The sequence below is a fragment of the Embleya scabrispora DSM 41855 genome, assembly GCF_000372745.1.
GTDB classification, from domain to species: domain Bacteria; phylum Actinomycetota; class Actinomycetes; order Streptomycetales; family Streptomycetaceae; genus Embleya; species Embleya scabrispora.
In genome coordinates, this window is sequence record NZ_KB889697.1 from 186,311 (window position 1) to 205,306 (window position 18,996).

General features: G+C 71.1%; 15 protein-coding genes. 4 read left to right on the top strand and 11 right to left on the bottom strand.

The annotated features are described in order from the left end of the window. Positions 1 to 158: 158 nt before the first annotated feature. Positions 159 to 3,533, bottom strand: coding sequence for a pyruvate carboxylase (locus A3IC_RS0137985; protein ID WP_020555310.1), 3,375 nt, complete (start codon positions 3,531 to 3,533; stop codon positions 159 to 161). A gap of 387 nt (positions 3,534 to 3,920) precedes the next feature. Here A3IC_RS0137985 and A3IC_RS0137990 point away from each other — a divergent pair, with 387 nt between their 5' ends. Both A3IC_RS0137990 and A3IC_RS0137995 read left to right on the top strand, forming a co-directional pair. Beyond that, positions 3,921 to 4,475: a hypothetical protein gene (locus tag A3IC_RS0137990; protein WP_158696261.1), complete on the top strand. Its 555-nt coding sequence runs from the start codon at positions 3,921 to 3,923 to the stop codon at positions 4,473 to 4,475. Positions 4,476 to 4,758: 283 nt separating this feature from the next. Further along, positions 4,759 to 5,343 carry a sigma-70 family RNA polymerase sigma factor gene (locus A3IC_RS0137995; protein ID WP_020555312.1) on the top strand — a complete coding sequence of 195 codons (585 nt, stop codon included), beginning with the start codon at positions 4,759 to 4,761 and terminating at the stop codon, positions 5,341 to 5,343. 68 nt (positions 5,344 to 5,411) lie between these two features. On the opposite strand, the gene A3IC_RS0138000 is transcribed toward A3IC_RS0137995, so the two are convergent. Both A3IC_RS0138000 and A3IC_RS0138005 read right to left on the bottom strand, forming a co-directional pair. Beyond that, positions 5,412 to 5,996 carry a TerD family protein gene (locus A3IC_RS0138000; protein WP_020555313.1) on the bottom strand — a complete coding sequence of 195 codons (585 nt, stop codon included), beginning with the start codon at positions 5,994 to 5,996 and terminating at the stop codon, positions 5,412 to 5,414. A 151-nt stretch (positions 5,997 to 6,147) separates the two neighbouring features. Next, entirely contained in the window at positions 6,148 to 6,990 is an 843-nt protein-coding gene (locus tag A3IC_RS0138005; protein ID WP_158696262.1) for a hypothetical protein, read from the bottom strand. A 246-nt stretch (positions 6,991 to 7,236) separates the two neighbouring features. On the opposite strand from A3IC_RS0138005, the gene A3IC_RS0138010 reads away from it, so the two are divergent. Beyond that, entirely contained in the window at positions 7,237 to 8,634 is a 1,398-nt protein-coding gene (locus tag A3IC_RS0138010) for an acyl-CoA synthetase (protein ID WP_040877794.1), read from the top strand. Between the two features lie 102 nt (positions 8,635 to 8,736). Here the strand turns inward: A3IC_RS0138010 and A3IC_RS63195 are convergent, their stop codons facing one another. Beyond that, positions 8,737 to 9,222: a nitroreductase/quinone reductase family protein gene (locus A3IC_RS63195; RefSeq protein WP_020555316.1), complete on the bottom strand. Its 486-nt coding sequence runs from the start codon at positions 9,220 to 9,222 to the stop codon at positions 8,737 to 8,739. 347 nt (positions 9,223 to 9,569) lie between these two features. Between A3IC_RS63195 and A3IC_RS0138025 the strand changes: the two genes are divergently transcribed. Further along, positions 9,570 to 10,295, top strand: a complete 726-nt coding sequence (locus A3IC_RS0138025; RefSeq protein WP_026219209.1) for an SDR family NAD(P)-dependent oxidoreductase — start codon at positions 9,570 to 9,572, stop codon at positions 10,293 to 10,295. 82 nt (positions 10,296 to 10,377) lie between these two features. Here the strand turns inward: A3IC_RS0138025 and A3IC_RS0138030 are convergent, their stop codons facing one another. From A3IC_RS0138030 to hpnE, 7 genes are all read right to left on the bottom strand, one after another. Further along, on the bottom strand, positions 10,378 to 11,574 hold the full coding sequence (locus A3IC_RS0138030) for an amidohydrolase family protein (protein ID WP_040877836.1): 1,197 nt from the start codon (positions 11,572 to 11,574) through the stop codon (positions 10,378 to 10,380). 5 nt (positions 11,575 to 11,579) lie between these two features. Next, positions 11,580 to 12,455 carry an amidohydrolase family protein gene (locus A3IC_RS0138035; RefSeq protein ID WP_052173990.1) on the bottom strand — a complete coding sequence of 292 codons (876 nt, stop codon included), beginning with the start codon at positions 12,453 to 12,455 and terminating at the stop codon, positions 11,580 to 11,582. Between the two features lie 116 nt (positions 12,456 to 12,571). Beyond that, a complete protein-coding gene (locus A3IC_RS0138040; RefSeq protein WP_020555321.1) occupies positions 12,572 to 13,951 on the bottom strand; it encodes an aspartate aminotransferase family protein in 1,380 nt (459 codons plus the stop codon). Next, the gene (locus tag A3IC_RS58885; protein WP_052173991.1) at positions 13,932 to 14,561 is read right to left on the bottom strand and encodes a phosphorylase family protein; all 630 of its coding nucleotides are present in this window, start codon (positions 14,559 to 14,561) and stop codon (positions 13,932 to 13,934) included. Before A3IC_RS58885 ends, A3IC_RS0138040 begins: the two co-directional genes overlap by 20 nt. Positions 14,562 to 14,573: 12 nt before the next feature. Continuing rightward, positions 14,574 to 16,517 carry a squalene--hopene cyclase gene (gene shc, locus A3IC_RS0138050; RefSeq protein ID WP_052173992.1) on the bottom strand — a complete coding sequence of 648 codons (1,944 nt, stop codon included), beginning with the start codon at positions 16,515 to 16,517 and terminating at the stop codon, positions 14,574 to 14,576. Positions 16,518 to 16,521: 4 nt separating this feature from the next. Then, positions 16,522 to 17,550 (bottom strand): polyprenyl synthetase family protein, encoded by a 1,029-nt coding sequence (locus A3IC_RS0138055; protein ID WP_020555324.1) that lies wholly within the window; start codon positions 17,548 to 17,550, stop codon positions 16,522 to 16,524. Further along, on the bottom strand, positions 17,547 to 18,920 hold the full coding sequence (hpnE, locus tag A3IC_RS0138060) for a hydroxysqualene dehydroxylase HpnE (protein WP_020555325.1): 1,374 nt from the start codon (positions 18,918 to 18,920) through the stop codon (positions 17,547 to 17,549). Before hpnE ends, A3IC_RS0138055 begins: the two co-directional genes overlap by 4 nt. Between the last annotated feature and the right edge of the window lie 76 nt (positions 18,921 to 18,996).

The window sequence follows — 18,996 nt, forward strand, 5'->3', positions numbered from 1 at the left end:
CTGCCATACGTGTCCAGAAAAGCCACGAACCACCACCCGAATGCTCGGATGGTGGTTCGTGTAGTACGGGCCGATCGAGAAAACGATCAAGTTGGTGCGGGATTCGATCGACTTCGATCCTTCGATCGACTGCGATCCGGGCGCCCCGGATCGGCCGCTCAGCCCAGTTCGAGCAGCAGGTCACCGGCCTCGACCGAGGACACCGGGCCGATCGCCAACCGGGCCACCGTACCCGCGCTCTGCGCCGTGATCGACGCCTCCATCTTCATCGCCTCGATCGTCGCGACCGTGCCGCCGGCCTCGACCTCGTCGCCCACGGCCACCTGCAGGGTGACCACACCGCTGAACGGCGCGGCCACGTGCTTGGGGTTGTCCGGGTTCGCCCGCTCGCTCTCCGGACGGGCCGGCTTGACCGAGCGGTCGCGCACCGAGAGCACCCGAGGCTGGCCGTTCATCCGGCAGTACACGGTGCGGAAGCCGCGCTCGTCCGCGTCGCCGACCGCCTCGACCGCGAGGTAGAGCGAGACACCCGTGGACAACTTGATGGCCAGTTCCTCGCCCTGGACCAGGCCGTACAGGAACGGCACGGTCGGCACCGCGGAGACGTCGCCGTACAGCCGCTCGGCCTCGTCGTAGTCCTTGGCCGGGCCCGGGAACAGCAGCCGGTTGAGCGTGTCGCGCAGTTCGTCGCCGTCCAGGGCGGCGTCCTGCTCCGCGGTCAGTTCCACGGTGCGGGTCGAGCTCGCGGTACGACCCGCGAGCGCCCGGGTGCGGAACGGCTCGGGCCAGCCGCCGGGCGGGGTGCCCAGCTCGCCCTGGAGGAAGCCGATCACCGAGTCCGGCACGTCGAACGCGCCCGGGTCGGCCTCGAACTTGGCCGGGTCCGCGCCCACCGCGCTCAGGTGCAGGGCCAGGTCGCCGACCACCTTGCTGGACGGGGTGACCTTGACGATGTTGCCCAGGATCCGGTTCGAGGCGGCGTAGGCGTCCTCGATGTCCTCGAACTTGTGGCCCAGGCCCAGCGCGATCGCCTGCTGGCGCAGGTTGGAGAGCTGCCCGCCGGGGATCTCGTGCCGGTAGACCCGGCCGGTGGGCGCGGGCAGGCCGGACTCGAACGGCGCGTACGCCTCGCGTACGGCCGCCCAGTAGGGCTCCAGGGCGCACAGCGCGTCCAGGGACAGGCCGGTGGCGCGCTCGGTGTAGTCGGTCGCGGCCACGATCGCGGACAGCGGCGGCTGGCTGGTGGTGCCCGCCAGCGCGGCCGAGGCGCCGTCGATCGCGTCGACGCCGGCCTCGATGGCGGCGAGGTAGGTGGCCAGCTGACCACCCGCGGTGTCGTGCGTGTGCAGGTGCACCGGCAGGTCGAAGCGCTCGCGCAGCGCACCGACCAGGGTGCGGGCGGCGGGCGCCCGGAGCAGCCCGGCCATGTCCTTGACGCACAGCACGTGCACGCCGGCCTCGACCAACTGCTCGGCGAGCCGCAGGTAGTAGTCCAGCGTGTACAACTTCTCGGCCGGGTCGGACAGGTCGCCGGTGTAGCACAGCGTGCCCTCGGCGATCGCGTGCGTGCCCAGTGTGGCCTCGATCGCCGGACGCATCGCCTCGATGTCGTTGAGCGCGTCGAAGATCCGGAACACGTCGATGCCGGTGCGGGCGGCCTCCTCGACGAACTTCACGCACACCTTGTCCGGGTACGGCGTGTACCCGACGGTGTTGCGACCGCGCAGCAACATCTGAAGGTTGGTGTTGGGCATGCCCTCGCGCAGCGCCGCCAGGCGCTGCCACGGGTCCTCCTTGAGGAAGCGCAGCGCGACATCGTAGGTCGCCCCGCCCCATGCCTCGACGCTGAGCAGTTCGGGCGTCATCCGCGCGATGTAGGGGGCCGCGGCGGCGAGGTCGTAGGTGCGCACCCGGGTGGCCAGCAGCGACTGGTGAGCGTCGCGGAACGTGGTGTCGGTGACCGCCAGCGCGCTCTGCTCGCGCAGCGCCCGGGCGAAGCCGGTCGCGCCCAGTTCCAGCAGCCGGTCCCGGCCGCCCGCGGGCAGGTCGCCGGCGGGCAGGTCGGGAAGCTTGGTGCGCGGGACGGCGATGCTCGGGGTCGGGCCGTACGGGCGGTTGACCGTGACGTCGGCCAGGTAGGCGAGCAGGCGGGTGCCGCGGTCGGCGCCGGGGCGGGAGCGGACCAGCTCGGGGTGCTCGTCGATGAACGACGTGGTGATCCGGCCGTCGCGGAAGGCCGGGTCGTCGAGCACGGCCTGCAGGAAGGGGATGTTGGTCGCGACGCCGCGGATGCGGAACTCGGCCACCGCACGCCGGGCCCGGTTGACCGCGTCGCCGAAGGTCCGGCCCCGGCAGGTCAGCTTGACCAGCATCGAGTCGAAGTAGGGCAATACCTCGGCGCCGGTGTAGGTGCCGCCGTCCAGGCGCACACCCGCGCCGCCGGGCGAGCGGTAGGCGGACACCGTGCCGGTGTCGGGGCGGAAGTCGGCCGCGGGGTCCTCGGTGGTGATCCGGCACTGCAGGGCCGCGCCCTGGATCCGGATCTCGCTCTGCACCAGACCCAGGTCGGCCAGGCCGGCACCGGCGGCGACCCGCAGTTGGGCCTGGACCAGGTCGACGCCGGTGATCTCCTCGGTGACCGTGTGCTCGACCTGGATACGCGGGTTCATCTCGATGAACACGTACCGACCGCGCTCGTCGAGCAGGAACTCCACGGTGCCCGCGTTGCGATAGCCCACCGCCTCGGCGAAGCGCACCGCGTCGGCGCAGATCCGGTCCCGCAGCTCGGGGTCCAGGTTGGGCGCGGGAGCGATCTCGATGACCTTCTGATGCCGCCGCTGCATCGAGCAGTCCCGCTCGTACAGGTGCACCACACCGCCGTCGGCACCGGCGAGGATCTGCACCTCGATGTGACGCGGGCGGATCACCGCCTCCTCGAGGAAGACCGTCGGGTCGCCGAAGGCGGTCTGCGCCTCGCGCATCGCGGTCTCGATCGAGGAACGCAGGTCCTCGCGCCGATCCACCTTGCGCAACCCTCGGCCGCCACCGCCGGCGGCGGCCTTGACGAAGATCGGGAAGCCGATCGCGTCCGCGGCGGCCACCAGCGCGTCCACGTCGTCCTGCGGCGGCGCGGTCTGCAGGGTCGGCAGTCCGGCGCCCTTCGCGGCCTCCAGCGCGCGCACCTTGTTGCCCGCGAGCGAGAGCACATCGGCCGAGGGGCCGACGAAGGTGATCCCGTTGGCCTCGCACGCCTCGGCGAGCAGCGGGTTCTCGGAAAGGAAGCCGTAGCCGGGGTAGATCGCGTCGGCACCGCACGCGATCGCCGCTCCGACGATCGTGTCCACGTCGAGGTAGGCGCGCAGCGGGTGACCTCGCTCGCCGATCTCGTAGCTCTCGTCCGCTTTCTGGCGATGCAGGGAGTGCCGGTCCTCGTACGCGTAGACGGCGACCGTGGTGATGTCGAGCTCGGTGGCGGCGCGCAGGGCGCGCACGGCGATTTCGCCTCGGTTGGCCACCAACAGCTTACGGATCACGAGCTACGTACCTCCTTGCCCGGGGTGTCCGGGTGCGGGGGAAATCGGACGGGTGCCTCGGGACGACAGGTTGCCGTGCCCTTGGTGGGGCGACGGCATCGGGGTCGAACCTGCGTGACTTTAGGACACGTGTGCAGGTGCCCCGCAGACCCGGTCCACATGCCGGGCACATCGGGACGGGTCCGGATGTGGGTCTCACCTGCGAATTCCAGGCTCACCGGGAGTGGTGTGAGCTTGATCGCAGCCCGCATCGCGAGACGCGGCGGCATTGTCGCGCCGGGCGCGAACCGAGACGATCTGGGCAAGGCCGCACCGCGGGCCAAGAAATGTCGGATCATGCCGGGGCCGGGGAACGACCCGGAGCGGAACCGGGAAATGGGGACAACCGTGAGGGTTCGGATGGGCGTGGCGGTCGCGGTCGCGGCCGTCGTGCTGCCGATGGCCGCGTGCGACGACGGTGGCGGCGGGGGCACGAAGGCGGACGGCGACAAGAGCCCGAGCCCGACCGCGGGCGGCGGCGGCGCGGGCGGCGACCTGCGCGCGGTCGACGCGTGCGCGGTGCTCACCGCCGACCAGGTTTCGCAGGCGCTGGCGATGCCGGGGCTGCGGGCCGCGCAGAACCCGCTGGGCTGCGACTACGCGGCGGCCGACGGCACTCCGGTGATCAGCACGATCGCGACCCGGTCGAAGACCTCGGGCGGCGTGGACAAGGCGCTCGATGCCTACCTGGGCACGCTGGGCGACACCCGTACCGAGAAGGTCCCGGGTCTGGGCGACGCCGCGGTGTACGTCCAGCCCGACACGATCGGCGGCGTCCTGGTGGTCGCGGCTCGTCGAGGCGACGAGACGGCGGTGTTCTCGCTCAACGCGGGCGGCGGCGATCCACCGCCGAGCAAGGACCAGCTCGTCGCACTGGCCAAGCTGGCGGTGGCGAAGCTGTGACTCGCCCATGACCCGAGAATAGGGCGTCGCGCCGGCTTCGGGAACACCGGTGATCGGCATGGAGTGAACGGATTTTGACGCTCCGTCACCCAAGGCGGTCGAATATGGCCGGCCGGCGGTTCGGGTGGCCTGCGGAATCGGCATTCCCGGCAACGAAGGACCAATGGCCCGGCTGATTCCCGCGTCGGCGGGCACATTCCGGGCAGGGGAGTTTCACACCCCCGGCGCGGTGGGGACGAACAGGCGCCGACGGGTCCGTACCTTGCGTAGCGGGAGCGACGACTTGACTGATCTCCTGACCACCCCGGGCTTGCGGCAAGAGCGCTTCGAACGCGACGCCGTGCCGTTTCTGGACCCGCTCTACCCGGCCGCGCTGCGGATGACCCGCAACGCCTCGGACGCGGAGGATCTGGTCCAGGAGACGTTCACGAAGGCGTACGCGTCCTTCCACCAGTTCCGGGACGGAACCAATCTGAAAGCCTGGCTGTATCGGATCCTCACCAACACCTTCATCACCTCCTACCGCAGGAAGCAGCGGCAGCCGGTGGCGTCGGGCGTACAGGAGATCGATGACTGGCAGCTGTACCGGGCCGGGTCGCACGAATCGACCGGGCTGCGGTCGGCGGAGACCGAGGCATTGGAGCACCTGCCCGACACGCAGGTGGTGGCCGCGCTGCGCGCGCTGCCCGAGGAGTTTCGGATCGCGGTGTATCTCGCGGACGTGGAGGGCTATCCGTACAAGGAGATCGCCGCGTTCATGGACGTGCCGCTCGGCACGGTGATGTCGCGGCTGCACCGGGGCCGGCGGCGGCTGCGCGAGACGTTGGCGGACTACGCGCACGAGCGCGGCCTCGTCACCGCGGCCTAGGGCCACCGGCGCGCCCGGGGTGGTGGGTGTCGCCCGGGCGCGGCGGCGTTGCGTTGTCGCCGAGTCGGCTACAGGTACTTCTGCACTGCGGGCAGCAGGTCGTTGACCGTGTTGCCCTTGGCCGGTTGGCCGATCGCGGTGAGCACCCAGCCGTCGGCGCCGCGGGCCAGCTTGACCATGATCTGCGCGTTGTCGTGCGAGTCGGCGGTGGAGAGTTCGTAGCGCACGATTTCGCTCTCGTCGCTCTCGTCCACCAGTCGGCAGAACGCGTTGGCGACCCGGGAGAAGTCGTCGCTGGAGAACGCGCTGACCGTGAAGACCAGGGCCGTGATGCGCAGCGGCAGCGCGGCGAGGTCCACGATGATCGACTCGTCGTCGCCATCGCCGGCACCGGTGGTGTTGTCCCCGGTGTGGGTGACCGCGCCGTCCTTGGACACCAACTGCCTGGGCCACACGGTGTCCACAAGGCGGTGATCGGCGTCGAACAGCAGACACGACGCGTCCAGGTCGACGCCGGTGAGCGCTTGCAGACCCGGGCGCAGCCCCTCGTGCTTGATCGGGTCCCAGCCCAGTCCCATCCGTACCCGGGCGGCCGAACCGGCCGTGCCCTTGCCGATGGTGACGCGCTCCCCCTGTGCGAGAACGACCGTCATCGCAACTCCCCTCCGCGGTGGTTCCCCGATGTGCGCGCCCCGTCGACGGACGAGGCGCGTGGATGGAGAGCATCCTAAGGCGAGCCGATCACCGCGGGGCCCGGACCCAAGGGTCGGACCGATCCGGGTCGCGATCACCGGATGGCATGGGTCAGGCGGTGCTGCCGGGGCGGGGTGTGCTCGACGAGGTCGAGCGGTCGGGGATGTCGATCACCTCGGCGGCCGGCGGCGCGCTCACCTTGACCGGCACGTCGAAGTCGCCGTAGCTGACCGAGCCGCTGTTGGCGGTGTCCTTCGACACGATCAGGACCGGATACGGCTTGCCGCCCTGGGCCTCGATGTAGATCTTGCCCTCGTCGTCCCCGGGCGGGCCGGTGAGCGGGATCATCTTGCGGTTGTTGATCGTCTCGACGGGCAGCTTGACGCCGTCCTCGGGGAAGTTCTTCAGCGCCGCGCCCGGGTCGGCGACGGTGGTGACGTTGCGCACGCCGCGCAGCTTCTCGCTGTTCGCGTCGCCCTTGAGCCACTTCCCGGCGAGCAGCTTGGCGGCCATCTCGCCGTCCACGGTGCCGACCAGCGAGCGGTACGCCTGCTCGTCGCCGCGGACGTACATCGCCGACTGGACCCGGCGCACCTCCAGCTTGACGCCGTTTTGTTCGATGGTGCCCTGGAAGTCCTCGCTGCCCCGGTCCACCCGCAGGTCGAGCTTGACCACCTTGCCGTCGGAGACGACGTCCGCCACCACGTGCACGGTCTTGATCCGGGCGGCGGACTGCTTGGCCCGGCGCACCAGTTCGCCGACGTCGAGGTCCTCGTTGCGGACGTTCTCGTCCAGCCCGGACCCCGCGCTCGCGCTCACCGGAGCGGTCGGCGTCGTCTTCTCGATGGTGGACAACGGACTCTGCCCGTTGCCGCACGCGGTCAGCACACCGAGCGAAACGCACACCGCCGCCACGGCCGCGACCCTGCTCCCGTTCGCGCGATTTCGACGCACAACCACTCCTTGCTCACCCGAATGTCCTGCCCCTGGGACGACTCACCCCATCAACCGGTTCCCCACCCCAACGCCAAGGGCCCGCCACCCACTTGTCGCGGGGGAACCCCTCGGCCGAAGCAAAGGCCCGCGGTCGACATCGACATCGGCTCGGGTGACACGGCCGGGGCGCGGCGCCGACGGTGTCCGTGGGGTGTGGGGCGCAATAGCATCGGTGGGTCGGTTGTCGTGGCTGGAGGTCGGTTCGTGTCTGCTCTCGTCTCGCTTGACGGTCCCGTGCCGGATCGGCCCGACGCGGTCACGGTGGCCGGGGAGGCGATCTCGCGCGAGGCGTTGTTCGGGGCGGCGACGGCGCTGGCCGATCGGATCGCGGGTGCGCCGGCCGTCGCGGTGCGGGCGGACGCGAGCCTGACCACCGTGGTGGCCACGCTGGCCGGGCTGGTGGCGGCCGTACCGGTGGTCCCGGTGCCGCCGGATTCGGGTCCGCTGGAGCGCGCGCACATCCTGTCCGACTCGGGCGCCACGCTGTTGCTCGCGCCGGGGCCGTGGACGGACGCCGGCCTGCCCACCATGCCGATCGACCTCACCGCGCGCTCGACGAGCACGCATCCGGAGCCCGCCCCGGACACGACCGCGCTGATCCTGTACACCAGCGGCACCACGGGAGCGCCGAAGGGCGTGCTGATCCCGCACACGGCGATCGCGGCCGGGCTGGAAGGCGTCGCGGAGGCGTGGGCGTGGACGCCGGACGACGTCCTCGTGCACGGCCTGCCGTTGTTCCACGTACACGGCCTGGTGCTGGGCATACTCGGCGCACTGCGGATCGGCTCGCGCGTGGTGCACACCGGCCGCCCCCAGCCGGCGGCCTACGCGCAGGCCGGCGGCAGCCTGTACTTCGGCGTGCCCACGGTGTGGTCGCGGATCGCGCAGGACCCGGAGTCGGCGCGCGCGCTGTCGGGAGCGCGGTTGCTGGTGTCCGGGAGCGCACCGCTGCCCGTCCCGGTGTTCGAGCGACTGGCCGAACTCACCGAACACCGACCGATCGAGCGGTACGGCATGACCGAGACGCTGATCACGATCAGCACCCGGGCGGACGGCGAGCGCCGACCCGGCTTCGTCGGGCTGCCGATCACGGGCGTACGTACCCGGCTGGTCGGCGAGGACGGGTCGGCCTGTGCGCACGACGGCGAGACGGTGGGCGAGTTGCAGGTCGATTCGCCGACCCTGTTCCAGGGCTACCTGAACCGTCCCGACGCGACCGCCGAGACGCTGACCCCGGACGGCTGGTTCCGCACCGGCGACGTCGCGGTGATCGACGCCGACGGCCGGCACCGGATCGTCGGCCGGGCGAGCACGGACCTGATCAAGACCGGCGGCTACCGGGTCGGCGCGGGCGAGGTCGAAGGTGCCCTGCTGGCCCACCCGGCGGTGCGCGAGGCGGCGGTGATCGGCGTGGCGCACGCCGACCTGGGCCAGGAGATCGTCGCCTTCGTGGTCCCGGACGGCGAGGTGACGGAGCGTCAGCTCATCGACCACGTCGCCACGGGCCTGTCCGCACACAAACGACCCAGGCGCGTGCTCTTCGTCGCCGATCTGCCGCGTAACGCGATGGGCAAGGTCCAGAAGAAGCTGCTGACGGACTGAGCCGATCCTCGACGTCGGCCGGCCGCCGGTCGGTCGACTCGAACAAGGGCCGCTCCGGCCGAAGTTCGGGACGGTGCGGCGGCGGCCGGGGGTTCGGGACGGTCAGTCGCGACGGGCGATCAGGCTGGTTTCCGGGAGGCGGACCAGGGGGATTCGGCGGTCGGTGCGGGTCTGGTAGTTGTTGTAGTACTCGCGGTCGGCGGTGAGCGCGGCCCACGTCTTGGTGTACTCGTCGCCTTCGAGGATCTCGGCGGTGCTCCAGTACGTGGCGTGCTGCACCCGGACGAGCAGTTGCGGGTTGGCCGTGCGGTCGGACAGGTTCACGAACCAGGACGGGTGCTTTGCCGCGCCCGCGAAGGAGCCGACCACGACGCGGTGGCCGTTCTCGTCGGCCCAGAACGGGAGCGCGACCTTGTGCAGCTTGCCGCTTTTGCGGCCGACGGTGTGGACCAGCACGTGGTTCATGCCGGCCAGGAGCCAGACGTCGTCGCCGTCCGACTGCTCCATCTGCGAGACGTGCTCCTTGGTGAAGAGGACGATCTCCTCGGGCGAGGGCTCGATGAACTCGTCGTTCTTCTGTTCCACCATGATCGATCTCCAGGGAGCACGTGCGGCCGGTCGGTTGCGCGACTCTAGTCGGGCCCCCTCCAACCATCAATGGTCGTCCGCCGATCCGAACGTGGGCCGCGTCACGGCCGGCGAAGCGGCCCACGGATAGGCCGCCACGGCCCGCTCCGGATCGGGGCTCGGCACCTCCTCCAGCACCGCCACGACGACCGTGTCTCCCCCATGGGCCGGCTCCGGATCACCGTGTCAGCCGGTGACGTTCGCACACGTGCCCGTAATCACATCGTTGCGGGCCGAGCATGGTCGAGCCTCCTCGTAGGATCGCGTCACGTCGGCGGCGGTGGACGCGGAGAGGGCGACAATCGGTCATGGGCGCACGGCGTTTCGTTGTGGTCAGTGGAGGCGGCAGCGGGATCGGCCGGGCCGTCGCGCGCCGGTTCGCCGCGCAGGGCGACCAGGTGACCGTGCTGGGACGGCGGCCCGAACCGATCGCCGCCGTCGCCGAGGAGATCGGCGGCACCGCAGTCGCCGTCGACCTGACGGACCCTCATGCGGTCGAGCGGGCAAGCGCGTTGTTGCCCGCGCGGGTGGACGTCCTGGTCAACAACGCGGGCCGGCGGCTGCCCACGCCCAGCGAACCCGACCTGGCCGGGGTCGCCGACCATTGGCGGCGGATGTACGACCACATCGTGCTGCCCACCGTGCTGCTCACCGAGGCACTGCTCCCCCGCCTGGCGCGCCCCGGCGGCCGGATCGTGTCCATCGGCTCGACCGCGGGGCTGCGCGGCAACAACGCCTACGGCGCCGCCAAGGCCGCCGTGCACGCCTGGAACCACAGCCTGGCCGCCCGGGTCGGCCCCGACGGCATCACCGCCAACATCGTCGTCCCCGGCTACATCGCCGACACCGAATTCACTTTCGACATGGTCCAGGACGCCGCCGAGCACGCCCGCCGCGCGGAGGCGACCCTGGTCAAGCGGGTCGGCCGCCCCGAGGACATCGCCGCCGCCGTCACCTTCGTGGCCTCTCCCGAAGCCGGCTACATGACGGGGGAGTTCGTCAACGTCAGCGGCGGCCACGTGCTGGGCCGCTGACCGAAGCCGACGAACACGCCATCGGGCCGGGCCCGGTCGCACCCGTTTGCACGCGCCCCGGCCGGCCCGACCCGCGGGCCCCTCAGGGCCGGGTGAACGCCGGGCTGTTGCTGTCCGCCGGGACATCCGTCAGCGGCTCGGCGAGTTCCGCGTGCGTCGGTCCGACCTCGGCCGCGAGAGCGTCCAGGGCGGGCAGGTCGAACCCGTACAGCGTCGCCGCGTTCCCGGCCAGGATCGCCCGCAGCTCGGTCGGCGAGGCATCGTGGAAGGATCGGCGCAACGCCTCGCGCGTGTACGGATACGTGCCCTCGTCGTGCGGGTAGTCCGCACCCCACATGTACCGGTCCACCCCCAGCTCATGCCGCGCGGCGGCCTCGCTCGGCGACGGGAAGCTCGCGCCCACCCAGCAGTTCCGCGCGAAGTACACGCTCGGCGGCTCCGGCAGCCGATCGGCCTCGGTGTATTTGAGTTCACCGATGCGACCGGTCGCCATCTGCGCGTGGTAGCCGTCCAACTGTCGCAGCACCGGCGGGATCCAGGCCGCGCCCTGCTCGGTGATCGCGAACTTCAGCCGGGGGAACCGCGCGAACGCCCCGGACAGCAACATGTGGGTCAGCGGTCGGCGGGAGAACAGCGTCGCCTCGGCGATCCACAGGAAGGTCGACGCCGGGTAGGCGCCGTAGTCGGGGCTGCCGGATCCGCCGTGGTTGACCACCGCCAACTCCAGGTCCTGGCAGACCTCCCAGAGTCGGTCCCACTCCGGCGCGTACAGCGGCAGGATGCCGCTCACGTCCGGCGGCGTGGTCGGGATCAGGATGCCCGCCAAGCCGTGCTCCCCGGCCCAGATCGCCTCCGCGACCGCGTCCTCGATGTTGTTCAGGAACACCTGGGCCAGCCCGGCCCGGCGCACCGCGTTCGCCCCGCCGCACCATTGGGCCAGCCAGCGGTTGTGCGCCCGGATCCCGGCCAGCCGGCGGGCGTAGGAGCGCGCCGACGGCGGACGGGCGAGCAGTTGTCCGGTCGGGAAGAACGGCGGCACCGTATTGGGGAACACCACCTCCGCGACGATCCCGTCCGCGGCCAACTCGGCGATCCGCCGGTCGTCGTCCCAGTTGCGGGTGCGCCGATCCCCCTGGAGGTCGCGGAACGGATTGCGGTAGCGCTCTCGCCAGTCGTCGAACTCCGCACGCCAGGACGGGTCCAGGAACTCGCGATAGGTGTCCATCCCGGCACCGGCGTGCCCGTCCGCCGAGATGATGGTGTGGCGCTCCAGGGACACGGCGCTCACACCTCGCCCAGCTTGAACACCCGCATCGCGTTCTCGCGCAGGAACTTCGCCCGCACCTCGGGCTTGAACGGCACGTCCGGCAGCTCGCGGAAGATCCGCTCCAGGGACAGGCCCATCGGGTAGTAGCCCGCGTACATCACCTTGTCCGCGCCACGCGTGTTCGCGTAGTCGACGATCGCCTTGGGGTAGTACTTGGGCGCGAACGCCGACGTCATGTAGTACAGCCCGGGCCACTTGAGCATCAGCTTGACCGCGAGGTCCTCCCACGGCTCCGCGCCGTGCCGCATCACGATGCGCAACTCCGGGAAGTCGTAACAGACTTGATCGAAGTGCATGACGTCCTGACACGCGGACGGCACGCGCGGTCCGGCGATGCCGGCGTTGGAGACGATCGGCAGATCCAGGTCGACGCAGGTCTGGTAGATCGGGTAGTAGCGCCGATCGCTGACCGGCACCTGCGGATTGCAGCCGGCCGGGAACGTGGTCACCGCGACGATGTGGTGCTCCTCGTACGCCTGCCGGATCCGGCGGACCGTCGTGGTGATGTCGTTCGGGTCCACCTCCAGCGTGGGCCGAAAGCGCTTCGGGTGCTCGGCGATCGCGCGCAGCGCGGTCTCGCTCAGCCCGACCAGGCCCATCTCGACACCACAGGCGTCCATTCGACCGAGCGTCACCGCGACCGGATCGACACCCTCGTCCAGCCGATTCGGCACGCCCTTGAACATGTACTCGGCGGGGAACTCCATCTCGCCGCTCTCCGCGTCGCGCAGTTGCGGCTTCAGGAAGTCGTAGTGGCTCTTGGCCTGTGCGCTCGGGAAGCCGATCATCAAATCGATCGCCCCCGGCCCGGCCGTGGACCCGACAGCGGACATGGCAAACCCCCTGCATCAAGTTGATTGACTCCATCAACTTAACAGCAGCGGGAGGAACGAGCCATAGCCGAAGCGGCGCGCCGGCAGCCGAGCCCGTCGACAGCAGGCGCGGCGCGTCAGCGGTTGCTCATCGCCTGCTTGATCAGCGTCCGCCCGAAGTCCCACATCAGCCCGGTGCCCTTGTGCGCGTCGTCCATCACGTCCACGAAGCCAGCGACGAAGTGCGCCACGTCCTGCGGCCCGACCACATACGGCGGCAGCAGCTTGATCACGTCCATGTGGTCGCCCGCGACCTGGGTCAGCACCCGATGCCGCTGGAACATCGGCACCACCACCATCTGCGCGAACAGCCCGTGTCGGGCCGCCTGCAAGGCCGTCCACCCGGCGCGCAGCTTGAGCGAGCGCGGCTTGCCGAACTCCAGGCCGATCATCAGGCCCCGCCCGCGCACCTCGGCGAACAGCTCGTACTTGTCGATCAGCGGGGCCAGCCCGGCCACGAACGCGTCGCCCATCCGCGCGCTGTTGCCGATCAGGTCCTCGTCGTCGAGCACCGCCAAGGTGGCCAGACCCGCCGCCATCGCCTGGTTGTTGCCGCCGAACGTGCAGTCGTGCACGAGCACGCGGTCCATCGTCGAATAGACCTTCTTGAACACCCAGTCCCGGGTCAGCGTCGCGCCGATCGGCACGTATCCGCCCGACAGCGCCTTGGCGACCGTGACGATGTCCGGCTCGACGCCGTCCTCCCACTGGTACGCGAAGAATTTGCCGGTGCGGCCCATCCCGGTCTGCACCTCGTCGGCGATCAACAGCGCGCCGTGCTCGCGCAGCAACTTCTGCGCGGCGGCCAGCCAGCCGGGCGGCGGCGCGAGCACGCCCTTGCCCAGGATCGGCTCGATGATCAGCGCCGCGACGTCACCGCGCTTCAACTCCCGGGCCAGCGCGTCCAGATCGCCGAGCGCGATGCCCACGTCCGGCAGCAGCGGCTCGAAGCCCTTGCGGAACTCGGCCGCGCCGTTGACCGAGAGCGCGCCGGTGGTCAGGCCGTGGAAGGCGTGGTCGATATAGACGATCCGGCGCCGCCCGGTGGCGAAGCGGGCGAACTTCAGCGCGGCCTCGACCGCCTCGGTGCCGCTGTTGCAGAAGTACACCCGGTCCATCCCCGGCGCCCGGGCGAGCAGCCGCTCCGCCAACGCGGCGGCCAGCGGCGGGGTGTGGAAGTGCACGATGTCCGGCAGGTCGAGCGCGATCACGTCCTGCATCGCCTTGCGCACCACCGGGTGGTGCCGGCCCACCCCGTAGGTGCCGAACCCGGACAGGAAGTCCAGGTACCGATCGCCCTTGTCGTCGTACAGGTACGGCCCCTCGGCCCGGACGTAGTCGCGGTCCATGCCGATGGTCCGCAGCACGCGCGGGAGTTGCGGGTTGAGGTGCTTCGCGTGCAGCTCGAAGCCGCGGTCCGCGTACGCCTCGTACGTCTCACCCAGATCGAACGTCATCGCCCGCCGTACCTCCTGACTTGGTTCGCTCGTCGTTGGCCCAGTCAAGCAGGGCCGGGGTGGCGTGGCGCAACGTGCGGAACGCCTTGAACCCGTCCACCAGCAGGCGGGGCCGGAGCAGTTCCCGCTCCGGCGTGTCCGTGATCACCCGGACCACCCCGGCCGGCCGATCGCCCGCCGCCGCGAGCAGGTACGCCGACTCCATGTCGGCCGCCAGCACACCACGCTCGCGCAGCGCCTGCCGTCCCCGGCCCTTGACCAGCTTGTCCACGGTCTCGATCGGGCCGTGGTGCAGCCTCAGCTTGGGCGAGACCCGGTGCATCCACTCCAACAGCACGCCGGAGGTGGGCAGTTCGACCACGGTCCCATCCGCGCCACGCACCTCGGAGGCGATGACGACGTCACCCACCCCGACCCCCGCACCCACGCCTGCGGCAAAACCCGCGACCGCGAGCGAGCCGTACTCCCACCGCGGGAGCGCGGACAAGGCCCGCGCCCGAGCGCGAGCCTTGTCCGGTCCCATCCCCGCGCGCACCACACGTATGTCGAACGCGCCCATCAGCCCCGCCTCGACCGCGCGCATCTCGATCCGCAGCGGAGTGACCACCATCAGGGGCATCGTTCAGCCTGTCGTCCTGACGGCCGTCGCCTCGGCGGCCGTCGACCCGGCGTACCGACCGAGCGCCATCACGGGGAAGACCAGTCGGTACATGTGGTACTTGATGTAGAAGTCGCCGGGGAAGCCGGTGCCGGTGAACTGCGGCTCGTCCCACCCGCCCAGCGCGTTCTGATGGTCGGTCAGCCAGTCGATCCCGCGCTGCGCGACCTCGCCGAACTCGCCCGCCGCATGCAGCGCCAGCAGCGCCCACGCGGTCTGCGACGCGGTGGACTCGCCGCGCCCGGACCAGGTCCGGGGCTGATCGTAGCTGCGCAGATCCTCGCCCCAACCGCCGTCCGGGTTCTGCCGGATCTCCAGCCAGCGCACCGCGCGCCGGATCGCGGCATGCCGCGGATCCACGCCGGCGGTGACCAGGGCCGGCACCACCGCGCCGGTGCCGTAGATGTAGTTCGCGCCCCAGCGGCCGAACCAGGAGCCGTCGCTCTCCTGATGCTCCATCAGCCATTTGACGCCGTCCACGACATACGAGCTGTAGCGGGCACCACCGTCGGCGAGCATCTCCACGATGTGCGCGGTGACATCGGCCGAGGGCGGGTCGGTGACCGCGCCGAAATCACAGAACGGCAGCTTGAGCGGCAGGATGCTGACGTTGTCCGCGTCGAACGCCCCCCAACCGCCGTCCTTGCTGCGCATCCCCGCCGTCCACCGCTCGGCCCGGTCCAGCACCGCGTCCTTGCGCGCGCCGTCCGGGTGGTCGGTGTAGCGCAGGGCCATCACGATCTCGGCGGTGTCGTCGGTGTCCGGGTAGTAGTCGTTGGCGAACTCGAAGGCCCAGCCGCCCGGTTCCAGATCCGGCCGCTGCACCGCCCAGTCGCCGACCTCGCGGATCTCCTCGTCCATCAGCCACCCGGCGGCCTTGACCACGCGCGGGTCGGAGGCCGGAACTCCCGCATCCCGCAGGGCGACCAGCGTCAACCCGGTGTCCCACACCGGCGACTGGCACGCCTCGAACCGGCGGCGCAGCTCGCCGTCCTCGTCGGTGTCCACGATGGTGAACCCGTCCAGGCCCTTGATTCCCTGCGCCATCACCGGGTGGTTGAGCGGGTATCCCATCAGCCGCAACGCGATCAGCGAGTAGACCCACGGCGGCTGGATCCCGCCCCAGCCCCCGTCCGCCTCCTGACGCTGCACGATCCACTGCGCGGCCTTGCGCCGCGCCGCCTGCCGGAAGGGCTTGAACGGTGCCTTGTGGTACTGGTGCAGCACCGCGTCGAGTGCGCGGAAGACCTTGGACCAGGGGTCGTCGGCCGTCGGCCGGGCCTTGACCGCGCCGGTGGGGCGCAACTCGGCGAGGTCGAACGGCGCGGGCCGCACCGGGCGCATCGAGCTGACGATGGTCAGCGGCACGATCGTCTGCCGGGCCCAGCAGGCGAAGTCGTAGACGTTGAGCGGGAACCACTTGGGCAGGTGGATGATCTCCGGCGGGAGCACCGGCAGGTCGTCCCAGGACCACCAGCCGAAGAAGGCCAGCCAGAACCGGGTGAACACGCGGGTGTTGGCGAGGCCGCCGCCGTCGCGGATGAAGGCGGCCGCGGCGGCCATGTGCTTGGCGTCCGGGTCGTCACCGGCCAGCTTGAGCGCGACGTACGCCTCGACGGTCACCGACAGGTCGGCGGGACCGCCGAAGAAGGTCGCCCAGGTGCCGTCCGAGCGCTGGTTCGCGCGGATCCACCGCGCGCCGGCCGCCGTCTGCTCCTCGGTGCGGATGCCCAGGAACTCGCGGAAGAGCAGATCCTCCGCGTCCATCGTGACGTTGGTCTCCAACTCCCCCTTCCACCAGCCCGCATCGTCCTGAAGCTCCATCAGGTGGGCAACGGCCCTGTCGAGCGCACCCTTGACCCTGTCGTCGTCGACGTCGCCGATTCCCGGCTGGACGGTCACTGTCATCTCTTCACAACTCCCGAGTGGTGGTGAAGGCCGCGAGTGAGGTCAGGTCCGTGTAGGTACCTTGCGGAACGTCCAGGGAGTCCAGGCAGGCCATGGCCTGCTCCAGGCGCCGTGCCGCCTCGGTCTCGGTACGGGCACGTCCGCCCGCCTCCTCGACCAGGCGGGCGGTCAGGGCGAGTCCCTCCTCGTTGCGCGGTCCTTCGTCCGTGTAGATGCGCGCCAGCTCACGTCCGGCGGTCGTGTCGCTCGAGAGGGCGACGACGACCGGGACGGATTTCTTGCGCCGGCGCAGGTCGTTCCAGGCGGGTTTGCCGGTCACCTCGGGTCGCCCCCAGATGCCCAGCAGATCGTCCACCGCCTGGAAGGCGACGCCGAGGTGATGCCCGAAGCCGTACAGCGCCTGCACGGTGCGCTCGTCGGCGCCCGCGAGGGCCGCCCCGATCGCCGACGCGCAGGCCAGCAGGGCCCCGGTCTTGTTGCCCGCCATGATCAGGCACTCCTCGACGGTGACATCGAGTCGGGCCTCGAAGGACAGGTCCTGGGACTGTCCGTCGATCAACCGGGCGGTGGCCTCGGTGAGCAGGCGGGCGGCCCGATCGCCGTCCGCGTCGTCGGCGTCCATCAGGACCTGTTCGGCCAACACGAGCAGACCGTCGCCGGCCAGGACGGCGAGGCCCGGACCGAAGACCTTCCACGCGGTGGGCCGATGCCGGCGTTCCTCGTCGCCGTCCATGAGGTCGTCGTGGATCAGTGAGAAGTTGTGCACGAGTTCGACCGCGACGGCGCCGGGCACGCCGACCCGGGTGGGCGCGCCGACCGCCTCGGCGGAGAGCAGCGCGAGCGCGGGGCGCAGCGCCTTGCCACCGTTGCCGGGCAACTCGCGACCGGCCTCGTCGGCCCACCCCATGTGGTACGCCGCCACCCGGGCCAGCGGCGGTTCGAGTCGGGCCGTCGCGACCCGCAGCGCGGGGCGACTCGCCTCGCGCGCGCGATCGAGCACGGCGGGGGCGATCGATGCGTCGGCGAGCGTCATAGCGGCGTCGTCCTCTCCGGAATGGCACGGGTGCGGCCGAGATGCGGGAGGGCCTCGCGCGCGGCGGAAAGGCCGCTTCGAACGGCACCCTCCATCGTCGCGGGCCATCCGGTGGCGGTCCACGCCCCGGCCAGGGCGAGACCGGGGAGCGCGGTCCGAGGCCCGGGGCGAAGCCGGCCCGAACCGGGGGCGGGACGAAAGGTCGCGGCGCGTTCCTTGGTCACCACGAACCGCTCGACCCGGGCATCCCGGGCCGAGGGCAGCACACGGGCCAGCTCCGGGACGAACCTATCCCGCAGCTGCGCACTCGTCAGGTCGATTTCCCGACTCGCCGCGGACAGCGACACGGCCACGTAGCGGCCCGCGGCCAGACCGTGACCGGCGCTTCGGTCGAACATCCACTGCACCGGGCTGCCGATGCCCGCGGCGAGCGGGACGTCCAGCACCGGACGGTCGTAGACCACGTGCAGGTTCACGATCGGCGAGGTGCCCAGCCCGGCCAGCAGGGTCGGGTCGGCGGGCATGTCACCCAGGAGCAGGGCGTTCGCGGGCAACAACCTGGCCGCGTCGTAGTGCGGTACGGCCAGCACCACCGCGTCCGCCTCGATCCGCTCGCCGCCGGTGAGTATCGAGAAGCCGCCCGTGCCGAGGTCGAGCGTGTCCACCCGGGTGCGCAGGTGCACCCGCACGCCCGCACGCTCCAGCGCGCGGGTCGCGGCGTCGCCGTGCAGTTCCTGGAGCGGGACCAGGCTCCAGCCGATGTCGGCACCGTCGTTGCGGTCGAGCACGCCGGTGCGAAAGACCTTGACGGCCATCCCGAGCGAAGCCTCGGTCGCGGGCAGGTTGAGCGTGGCGATCCCGATCAGGTCCCACATCGCCTCGCGCTCGCGGGCGGTGACGCCGAAGCGGTCCAGCCACGCGGCGAAGGTGAGGTCGTCCAGGGCCGGGTCGGCCGGATCCAGCCGGCGCAGGGCGAGCGCGGCCCGGCCCACCCGGGCCCGGCCGGCCATGGTCAGCAGCGGGTAGCGGGCCAGCGCGGAGGACAGGTGCAGCGGGGCGGGCAGGGCGGAGCGGCGCAGCCGGGTGCGGGTGCCCCAGGGGGTGCGTACCGGGACGTCCATCCGGGGCTGGAGGAAGACCTTGTCGGCGCTGCCGATCCGCTCCAGGAAGGAGATGTACTCGGTACAGCAGCGCAGGAAGACGTGTTGCCCGTTGTCGAGCCACATGTCGTCGCGGCGCAGCGAGAACGTGGCGCCGCCCAGCCTGGGCCGGCCCTCCAAAAGGGTGACCTCGACGCCGGTGTCGGCGGCGGCCAACGCGGCGGTGATGCCCGCCAGGCCGCCCCCGATCACCACCATGCGTGCGCTCATGCCTTGCTCCGTACCCACGTGATCAATCCCTGTACCGACCCCTGCGGCCGGCTTGCCGCTCCGGTCCCGGGCGGTC

What these genes read in the sequence shown, in the direction of transcription:
- A3IC_RS0138000 (WP_020555313.1), bottom strand. Translation starts at nt 5,996, where the DNA reads ATGACGGTCGTTCTCGCACAGGGGGAGCGCGTCACCATCGGCAAGGGC.
- A3IC_RS63195 (WP_020555316.1), bottom strand. Translation starts at nt 9,222, where the DNA reads ATGGTGGAACAGAAGAACGACGAGTTCATCGAGCCCTCGCCCGAGGAG.
- A3IC_RS0138025 (WP_026219209.1), top strand. Translation starts at nt 9,570, where the DNA reads ATGGGCGCACGGCGTTTCGTTGTGGTCAGTGGAGGCGGCAGCGGGATC.
- A3IC_RS0138035 (WP_052173990.1), bottom strand. Translation starts at nt 12,455, where the DNA reads ATGTCCGCTGTCGGGTCCACGGCCGGGCCGGGGGCGATCGATTTGATG.
- A3IC_RS0138040 (WP_020555321.1), bottom strand. Translation starts at nt 13,951, where the DNA reads ATGACGTTCGATCTGGGTGAGACGTACGAGGCGTACGCGGACCGCGGC.
- A3IC_RS58885 (WP_052173991.1), bottom strand. Translation starts at nt 14,561, where the DNA reads ATGGTGGTCACTCCGCTGCGGATCGAGATGCGCGCGGTCGAGGCGGGG.
- shc (WP_052173992.1), bottom strand. Translation starts at nt 16,517, where the DNA reads ATGACAGTGACCGTCCAGCCGGGAATCGGCGACGTCGACGACGACAGG.
- A3IC_RS0138055 (WP_020555324.1), bottom strand. Translation starts at nt 17,550, where the DNA reads ATGACGCTCGCCGACGCATCGATCGCCCCCGCCGTGCTCGATCGCGCG.
- hpnE (WP_020555325.1), bottom strand. Translation starts at nt 18,920, where the DNA reads ATGAGCGCACGCATGGTGGTGATCGGGGGCGGCCTGGCGGGCATCACC.